The organism is Endozoicomonas sp. ALC013, from assembly GCF_049310205.1.
Lineage (GTDB): Bacteria > Pseudomonadota > Gammaproteobacteria > Pseudomonadales > Endozoicomonadaceae > Endozoicomonas.
On the sequence record NZ_JBLYNS010000374.1, the window covers coordinates 1 to 1,412 of the forward strand.

At 55.2% G+C, this 1,412-nt stretch carries 2 protein-coding genes; both read right to left on the reverse strand.

The features are described 5' to 3' along the window. Positions 1-79: 79 nt before the first annotated feature. Positions 80-1,156 (reverse strand): hypothetical protein, encoded by a 1,077-nt coding sequence (locus ACO6V1_RS23915; protein WP_422469094.1) that lies wholly within the window; start codon positions 1,154-1,156, stop codon positions 80-82. 16 nt (positions 1,157-1,172) lie between these two features. Next, positions 1,173-1,412, reverse strand: a 240-nt coding sequence (locus tag ACO6V1_RS23920; protein ID WP_422469096.1) for a hypothetical protein, incomplete at its 5' end; no start/stop codon positions are given.

The following is a 1,412-nucleotide window of genomic DNA, read 5'->3' on the forward strand; positions in this document are numbered from 1 at the left end:
AGGCGTCGCAATAAAATCGTGCCAGTTCATGGGGTCGTCCGTGAAGATTAGTGGGTAGTGGGCAGCGGGCAGTGGTTTATTAGCGGTGGTTGGGGTTGTTCTGGGGCTGGTACTTTCGCCAGTTTCCGGGCAGCATACTGTTGCCACCGAAGCCATAACCGTTGCCCTGTTTCGGTGCTGCTGTTGCAGGTGTGCCGGTGGGTGGTGGTGGGGCTGCGGTGAGGTCATCAATACGCTGCCGGTAGTCCTGGCCTTGGGTTTCAGCCTCTGCCCCTCTGGGGCCAAACAGGTCAAAGTCCGGGTTATCGTTCTGGTATTGCGTCTGCCCATTCTGATAACCGGGGTTGCGGGGCTGGTAGGGTTTCATCAACTGGTCCAGTGCGGCTCTGACGGCGGGAGGCTTGAGCATGGACAGTTCTTCCGGTTTCAGGTTCTGATCGGCCAGTGACTGGGTAGCCATGGCTTCGGCCATGGGCATAAGCTGCTCCATCAATTTGCCGACATCGCTGACGCCCTTGTTGCCGGGGTCGTAGGTCTGCTGCCGTTGACCGGCAAAGTTGTTCAGGTTGGACAGGGAACTGAGATAGAACTGCTTGACCGGATCACCATTGTCATTGAGCAGGCTGACCAGCGGGTCTTCGTTGCGGTCGCTGTGGTTCATTTGGATGGAGGATACGTTACCTGCCTTAATACCGGGGTGCTGGTTGATAAAATTAATAGCATCCTCTGCATCCCGTGGGTCCTGCCCCTGATGGTACTTTTGCAGCATCCGGTTCAGCTTACCGGCATCCTGCGTCGGCGGGCTGACCACCGTTTCCTTTCTCTCCATGGGTATACCATAACCGGTCTGACTGCCTTGCGGTGCTGGCGGCATGGGTGACTGCCTGCCGGTCTGACCGATCCCGTACTGGCGATTGATCAGTTCATCGTGCTGGCGCTGGCGGTCATAGAACAGGTCGGTATCGTTCTTGTCGATGGATTGCTGGGTCAATGCCTGTTGCTGCTCTTGCCCATTGTATTCCTGCTGCCGTCTGGCCAGTTCGCCAAGGCGCTGGTTGATGGCGTGCTGTTCTTCAGCGTAACCGGGCATTTTGGTGCCATGGCCCAGTGACTCGAATTTGTTCTGATAGACTCTGCCGTCCGATCCGATATACATGGTGTTCCTCCGTTAATTAATACTCGTAATCAAACGACTCTCTGTAATTCCATTTGCTGTTATTTTCGTATTTCTGCACCAACCCGTTCTGCCACCGCTGCTGCGCCTGGTTGAATGCCTGGTTCTGCGCTGCCAGTTTCATCTCGTCCTGCTTAAATCCGTAACCAAGGTCGTACTGACGGGCCGCTTCGTTAAGCTGGTCATACTTGATCTTGTTATCCGTGAACATATCCGCTGCCAGCTTGTAGACATTGGC